This window comes from Veronia nyctiphanis, assembly GCF_004116385.1.
Taxonomy (GTDB): Bacteria; Pseudomonadota; Gammaproteobacteria; order Enterobacterales; family Vibrionaceae; genus Veronia; species Veronia nyctiphanis.
In genome coordinates, this window is sequence record NZ_PEIB01000049.1 from 20,405 (window position 1) to 27,865 (window position 7,461).

Consider the following 7,461-nt stretch of genomic DNA (forward strand, 5'->3'; position numbering starts at 1 on the left):
GATGTTTTCGGTAAGCACACAACCAAATTACAGACACAGCGGTATTGAGCCTAAGCGTGAACCATCCTCGCTGGTGTTTTCTGATGCAACAACCTCAAACCGCATCGGCTTTAGAGGCACGAAAGCGGCTGCTTTTCTGCAGCAGCACAATATTTCGCTTCCTGATATGACGAACCACGCAATTCAAATGAGTAATGGCTTATTGGTGTTGCGGCTCAGCCACACCGAGTTCTGGCTTGTCGATCACAGTAACCTCAACACAACGACACTCTCTGATCTGGAAAAAGCATCAGATGACACCTCGAACGTCACCCGGCTTTATTGCCAACATGGCGTAGCAATGTTTGTGCTATCGGGAACGGCATGCCCGCAAATGTTTGCTAAGGTTTGTGCAGTAGACCTTCAACTTGATGCTTTTGGGCGCGGATCGATTGCCCAAACTTCGGTAGCGCGGGTGTCATCAATTGTGGTGAGAGTGCCAACCGCTGATGAACAGGAAACCTGTTTTTATATCTTTAGTGATATTTCAAGCGCTGGTTATTTGTGGCATGCACTTGATGATGCCGCCGCTGAATTTTAATCAAGCTCATATTAAGCATGTTATCAAAGCTATGTAAGGAGGGAGTTTAAGCACCCAATCCATAAGCATGATCATCATGCAGACTGACAAAGGAGTATGTATGCCAGTTATTACGATTCCTGAAATCCATCAGGTTTGTAAAATAGCGTTAGAAAAACATGGAGCAACACCTTGGATTGCTGAATCTGTTGCGCATGCTGTTGCGAAAAACGAATCTCGTCGCAACAGGATCTGCGGGCTGTATTATTTGCAAAGTTACTGTGAGCAACTCGTGTCGGGAAGAGTGTCGAAAGATGCCGAGCCTGTTATCACGCTGCCAAAGCCCGGTTTTGTTAAAGTTGATGCGAAATATGGATTTGCACAACCCGCTTTCACACGGGCATTGCCGAGCTTTGTCGACGCCGTTCAAGACAATGGTATTGCTGCGTTAGCCATCGGCCACAGCCACACCTGCACATCCTTGGGTTATTTCACAGAACAACTGGCACGTAAGGGGTTTATCGCAATTGGTTTTACCAATTCTTCACCGATTGTTGCGCCTCCGGGCGGAAAAAAACGCACCATTGGTACGAACCCGGTTGCTTTTTCTGTTCCTGACGGTGATGGAAGCATTGCCATGCAGTTTGACCAGTCAACCACAGTTGTTGCACTTGGAAAGATTACGATGGCAAAAGAAGCCGGCGAGAAAATTCCGGAAGGCTGGGCGCTTGACGAGCATGGCAACCCCACCACAGAGCCAGAAAAAGCACTGGCTGGTTCACTGGTTTCGGCAGGAGGCTACAAAGGCTGGGGATTTGGCCTGATGGCAGAAATACTCACCGCCGGACTAACAGGCGGCATTGCCTCACAGTTTGTAAAACCACTAAAAGCCACACAAGGCGAACCGCACGATTTAGGTCAGTTCTTTTTGGCGATTGATCCTGAAAATTCGGATGTGTTTTTTGAACGTTTCCGTCAAGTAGCCGATCTTGTCGCGCAGGATGAAGGCACTCGCCTACCCGGCCAGTCTCTGACAGATCTTACCGAAGTCGACGTACCAGAGAGTCTGTGGCATCTGGCGCTAGAGCTCTCAACTGGGCCGTCGGAAAACTAATTTTGCGCCCAGATACAAAACGGCCCGCGTCTGGGCCGTTTGTTTGACATTCAATGATAAGCAAAGCAAGGAACTACCGTATGGCGATTATCAGCCAGTCTTTAATCTCATTCATTATGTCTTCGCGCTCAGGGAACCGATCAAGCACCTCGTTCACTGCGCCACGAATACCCACTTCACAGTAACGTTGACCCACCAGCTTTTCTGACAGCAGTTCCAAAGGGGTTGGATCCAGACTGTCAGTAAAAATCTTCGCTTCAATGATCTGGCCTTTAACAACATTCAAATGCGCATCAACGCCTCCCCAAGGGAAACGCTCACTCAACTGATGATCGAATTCCGGCGTATTGCCCAAATTCCACTGCCAGCTCGATTGGGTCGCAAACTTTTCGTCAAAACCGGGCAGATAAGGGTGTTGTTCCGGCGAGATAAACTCTGGCTGGACCTGTTCACCGTGATAATCAAAGAAGGCTTGTTTGATCGCGCCGCACACGGCGTCGTGGTCAATCTCGCTCACGACCTCACTGAGGTTAATGACCCGAGAGCGGACAGACGTAATACCTTTTGCAGAGAGCTTTTTCTTATCAGGGTTTAGGTAATCAGCAAGACGCGTCATATTTGCGTTTAGCAACAGGGTGCCATGATGAAAACCTCTGTCCATCGTCTCACGGTATGCAGAGCCTGAGAACTTTCTCTCACTGCCATCGATATCAACGACCAGGTCATTGCGACCCGTCAGGAAAAACGCTGTTTGACCGTGACTACAAAGCATTACCGGAAGCCAATATTGATCACTATGGTGCCGATGCTCAGATGGCAAGAGACATAGCCTGTTACCTCAGAGAAGGCTCGGAAAGCCTTCCGGTATCAATCGTTGATGCGTTAGAAGCAGGCATAGCGGCAATGGCAATTGACCAAGCGCGGGAAAGTGGAGAGGTTGTCGATTTGACCAAGACATGGGCTCAATTTGATAGTTATAGGTTAAAAAATTGATTCCATTAAGGGTAGAAGCTTTTTGTTTACTAAACCTGTCGACTTTTATCGCCAAACAGAGTCATAAAATCATTAGAATGGTGTTGTAACTTTGCACGCAAAGCAGCAACACCGTCGTTGATAATTCCGAACAAAGACAATGAGCGTGTTGCCTGACGTAAGGTCCAAAGGGCATATCATCTAACAAGGAGAAAAACCTGAATGTTTTTGGAAAGTATCCATCATGTCGCAATCATCTGCTCTGATTATCCAACGTCAAAGGCTTTTTATACCGAAGTCCTTGGCCTGCGTGTTATTGCAGAAAACTATCGGGAGGACAGAGACTCATTCAAGCTAGACTTGGCGCTACCAAACGGTAATCAGATTGAACTATTCTCGTTCCCTTCTCCCCCTGAGCGCCCTTCCAACCCGGAAGCACAAGGGTTACGACATTTGGCATTTTCCGTTGGCTCTCTCGAAGCGTCGGTCAGTTATCTCAATGAAATGGGTGTGGAGGTAGAACCCATTCGGGTAGACGAGTTCACAGGCAAGAAATTTACCTTTTTTAAAGATCCAGATGCGCTCCCTTTAGAGCTCTACGAAAACTGAGAGTTCTACGTAAACGCACCAAGCACTTTCGTATCTACATTGACAAAACGCCGACGCTATCATGCATCCAGTTGGCGTTTCTAAACTGCACATTCTCAATACGCCTCTCGTACATTTTTCCTCGGCGTCACAAAAGTCTGATATCGTTGTCGGCCCTGTTTATGCCTATACCATCTTGGTAAATCCAGCAGGCTTTTGGTGGTATCGGTGACGTAAATAATCAATGATACATAAGAAAACTCATATCATGGCGACCCAGAAAATCAATAGCGCAAAGAATAAAGCACCGATGAATATGTGAAAGATGACAAGATCTCACCACATGCGACCTTAAAGAAGTAACCGGAAAAAACACCACTCTTACGAGCACTTGATTTTATTCAACCCTTTATTTAATTTAAATAACACTTTATAATATATTACTTATATACATAAAAAATAATGCATTGAAATCCAATAATTAAGGCATGACATGAATTAATTACACCCTAAGAAGAATTTAAAGTTATTTATCTTGATAAGTAACGCTATCTTGTAAAATTATAAATTAATGAGCATATAAATAGTGATTTATATTTAAAAATCAATAAGATACACCATAAGCAGTCTTTAATATAAGAAAAACATAACTTGGTTGAAATTTTAACACCACATTACTTTAACTGAATTTTATTTTCTCAAAATCAATACTTAAAAATAATGAATATAATAGTTAAAATTGTTTCCATATAAACTCAATCGAAAGTATATTAGATAAAGATAAACTAATAAAAAATAGAAATACTGATGACTTCGAAGAAAAGTCGACGATAAAGAGTAAATACATTTGACTCGCATAAATAAAAATAAGCAATTAGTTTAATAATGGAGTGTAAGATGATCCCAATGAGTTGTTTGGCGTCAGTACCAAGGAAAAATGGAATATCTAAAATCAACCCTATCAATACTCAAGTTGATAAAAAACAGAAAGAAGTCACTTGGGAGTTACAGTTTCTGTATCCAACCAGCAATTTTGACAAACTTGAGTTAGACTTCAACCTGAATAAAGTGCTGGAGAAAAATTATACTTTACCTATTGAAGTATATATTAAAGACCAAGACGGTTACGCCATAATACCGCCTTTATGTCAAAGAAGTAAATCAGAAGCATGGCCATTAAAGCATTACCTCCCGCAGTTTGGATGTGACGTTGACTTACCTGAAGGTGTCACATCAATAAGTATCTGCCTATGTATAAAGGGCCATTTTAAACTTTCAGACTCTTTAGATATAGGGATACTTGCGAGGTATAACGAATCATTCATGGTCAGTTTTTCCAATGATAAAAATAGTGACAGAAATGTAACCCTATTTGATAAAAAAGATAGAATAAGACAAAAATATACATAAAATCACCACATAAAAACCTTCATTAAGGCTTTTATAGTAGCCAAGTTAACTTCTCCTTAATGAATTTTAACTGAAAAGTATCAACGGAAAAACGACCCTAAATATATTTATGACCTTTACGCCATATGCAATTAAAGGAATAATAATGTCAAAATCAAATAATAGTCTGATTACAAATAAAATAGTTAAATCGTACTTCATTAATGAAAATATTTTTCTACCTTCTAATACTCTTGAGACTTTCATTAATGATGACCAGCACCCTACTCAGTTTAAAATCACCTCAAGTGCTATAGATGCGACTATCGAGGAACTAGTTAGTTCATCTCACGATAAAGAACATACAATTAATGAAAGAATAGACTCAAAGCATCATCAAAAAATTAAATTAGACAATACATGGTATGAAATATCACGCGATACTGAAAATAGTATATTCAACAGTGAGAGTAATAAATACGAATTATCATTATTTACTCTTGGCAATTCGTTAGACAATCATGATAGTCCATACCCTGGGTATCAAAAGGTATTTATACAAACCGCTGGGCCCAACATACCATCAAACACTGAGTTCTTTATAAGCAATACAGAACACTCTGAAGCAGATAATCAAGAGACTCACTACACCGCAGATGTCAATGAACTGGAAAGTCGCACAATCAATAAAGCAGGTGATGAAACACCAATAACTATCAAAAGCGTGTCGGAGGTGAGTGTTGCTGAGGGCAGCCAAGCAATATCAAAAGTGACTCTTAGCGAAACCACGCATCAGGCAATAACAATAAACCTCAAGCTCGTGGGTAAAACGGCTGAAAAGAACCTTGATTTCAGCGAGACACTATCAGTAAATGTCGGCAACGGTTGGCAATTACTTGACGCTTCCAACTCGGTGAACCAAGTCGTTGTTCCCGAGGGGGTCAGTGAATTTCATGTGAAGGCAAGCACCCTGAATAACAGTCAATATGAGCCATCAGAAACATTTGAAATTCATGCCTATATAGACGAAAACTCCCCTGTTATTGGTCGTGTGACAGTCACTGACGAGGCTGATAATTTAAGACCCGATCCAGCCGTTGTTACACTGACGGGTTCTCAAACTGTTATAGAAAGTACAAAAGCCGAATACACGCTTACACTGGATACACCAGTACCAAAAGCCGCCATTGCGAAATTAGACTACCAGTACATCAATGCAAGCGGTGAAGACATCAAAGAAGTCGCTTACGTTGAGATTGAAGCTGGTGCGTCGTCAGCCACTTTTCAGATTGAAACACTGGATGATAACCTTAATGAACCCGGGCTCTCATCTTTCAATCCCGGGGAGTCTTTCGTCGTTTTTGTGACCGAGGTGGTTTATAAACACAACGGTATAGATGTATTTGAGGTGCTTGATACTCTCGAGGCATATCAGATCACTACTGTCGTTGACGAAAACGATAACTCACCAATTGTTAAACTCACCGACACTGACTATTCAACGGGTCCGGATCCTCTACTCGGTTTCTTCAACAGAGTCGAAGCAAAAACCGGAAAATTTATTACTGGCTCAGTGATCCTCGATCTAAGTGATCATAACAAAACCGATGGAACCATTGGCTTGGATTTGAACGCCAAAGACGAGGATGTTGATGACAGCATCTCTTATACAATCACCAAGAACTACAATAACCTGTTCAAAATTGATTCGCAAACTGGTGAGGTAAGCCTGAAAAGACCAGCAACAAGTGCAGATCTTAATGGTAAACCTTGGGAAATCGCGACCATTACTGTTGAGGCAATATCAACAGATGAATCGAAAACACAGTCAGACTTCAATATTTCGATATCTGATCTCAGCACACTTGAAAATTCATTTATTGTAGCGAATGTCACTCTTGACCCTGTTGGCGCTGATGGCTTCATTAATGCGGACGAAGCAACACAAAATCTAACTATTTCAGGCACCGTCTCGGGCGAGTTCAACGCCAACGATGCCGTGACGGTCAGCGTCGGGAACAACACCTACTCCGCGAACGTGGATGGAGATGGCAATTTCTCGGTCACTGTCCCCGGCAGCGTTCTGGTCGACAATGAGCAGGTCAACGTCACCGCCACAGTGTCCGATGACGCGGGTAATACCGCGACAATCACCAACTCAGTGCCGTACACCGTGGATACTGATGCCACAGCGGTCACCCTGACATTGGACGAACTGAACAATGGTGACACACTTAATGCGGACGATCTGACGTCCGACATTACGCTTGGCGGGAGCTCGGCAATGCACTGACTGACAATGATACCGTCGCAGTGACCGTCACCGTGGATGACACAACTTACACCTTGCCTGCCACCGTCGATAACGAGGGTAATTTTTCCGTCACCTTGCCTGATGACCTCATCGACAACACCGACGGGAGTGGAAGCTTTGATATCACCGTCTCTGTCACTGACAGCGCAGGTAACATCACGACCGTCACCGACACCGTTGATTACACGGTGGATACCTCAGGCCCAACAAGCAGCACGTCCAGTGTCACCCTTGATCCTATTGGCACTGACGGCATCATTAATGCCAGCGAAGCGACGCAAGATCAGACTATTTCAGGTACCGTCACCGGTGAGTTCAACACCGACGATGCCGTGACGGTCAGCGTCGGAAACAACACCTACTCCGCTAACGTAGACGAAAATGGCGACTTCTCAGTCACCGTCCCCGGCAGCGTTCTGGCCGCCAATAATCAAGTCAACGTCACCGCCACGGTGTCAGATGACGCAGGCAATACCGCGACAATCACCAACTCAGTGCCGTACACCGTGGATACTGATGCCACAG

General features: G+C 43.6%; 8 protein-coding genes. 7 read left to right on the plus strand and 1 reads right to left on the minus strand.

The features are described from left to right. Window position 1: 1 nt before the first annotated feature. Together CS022_RS23135 and CS022_RS23140 are read left to right on the plus strand one after the other, a co-directional pair. Entirely contained in the window at window positions 2-580 is a 579-nt protein-coding gene (locus tag CS022_RS23135) for an aminomethyltransferase family protein (protein WP_129124245.1), read from the plus strand. 100 nt (window positions 581-680) lie between these two features. Beyond that, on the plus strand, window positions 681-1,673 hold the full coding sequence (locus CS022_RS23140) for an Ldh family oxidoreductase (protein WP_129124246.1): 993 nt from the start codon (window positions 681-683) through the stop codon (window positions 1,671-1,673). 73 nt (window positions 1,674-1,746) lie between these two features. Here CS022_RS23140 and CS022_RS23145 read toward each other — a convergent pair whose 3' ends face one another. Beyond that, the gene (locus tag CS022_RS23145; protein WP_129124247.1) at window positions 1,747-2,445 is read right to left on the minus strand and encodes a lipoate--protein ligase; all 699 of its coding nucleotides are present in this window, start codon (window positions 2,443-2,445) and stop codon (window positions 1,747-1,749) included. On the opposite strand from CS022_RS23145, the gene CS022_RS25630 reads away from it, so the two are divergent. From CS022_RS25630 to CS022_RS23170, 5 genes are all read left to right on the plus strand, one after another. After that, window positions 2,346-2,666, plus strand: coding sequence for a hypothetical protein (locus CS022_RS25630; RefSeq protein ID WP_201746377.1), 321 nt, complete (start codon window positions 2,346-2,348; stop codon window positions 2,664-2,666). The genes CS022_RS23145 and CS022_RS25630 overlap by 100 nt on opposite strands. Before the next feature lie 201 nt (window positions 2,667-2,867). Next, a complete protein-coding gene (gene gloA2, locus CS022_RS23155) occupies window positions 2,868-3,254 on the plus strand; it encodes an SMU1112c/YaeR family gloxylase I-like metalloprotein (protein WP_129124249.1) in 387 nt (128 codons plus the stop codon). An 876-nt stretch (window positions 3,255-4,130) separates the two neighbouring features. Then, a complete protein-coding gene (locus CS022_RS23160; protein ID WP_129124250.1) occupies window positions 4,131-4,643 on the plus strand; it encodes a hypothetical protein in 513 nt (170 codons plus the stop codon). A 145-nt stretch (window positions 4,644-4,788) separates the two neighbouring features. After that, window positions 4,789-6,915 (plus strand): Ig-like domain-containing protein, encoded by a 2,127-nt coding sequence (locus CS022_RS23165; protein WP_161569727.1) that lies wholly within the window; start codon window positions 4,789-4,791, stop codon window positions 6,913-6,915. Between the two features lie 20 nt (window positions 6,916-6,935). Beyond that, window positions 6,936-7,461, plus strand: a 526-nt coding sequence (locus CS022_RS23170) for an Ig-like domain-containing protein (RefSeq protein ID WP_129124252.1), incomplete at its 3' end; no start/stop codon positions are given.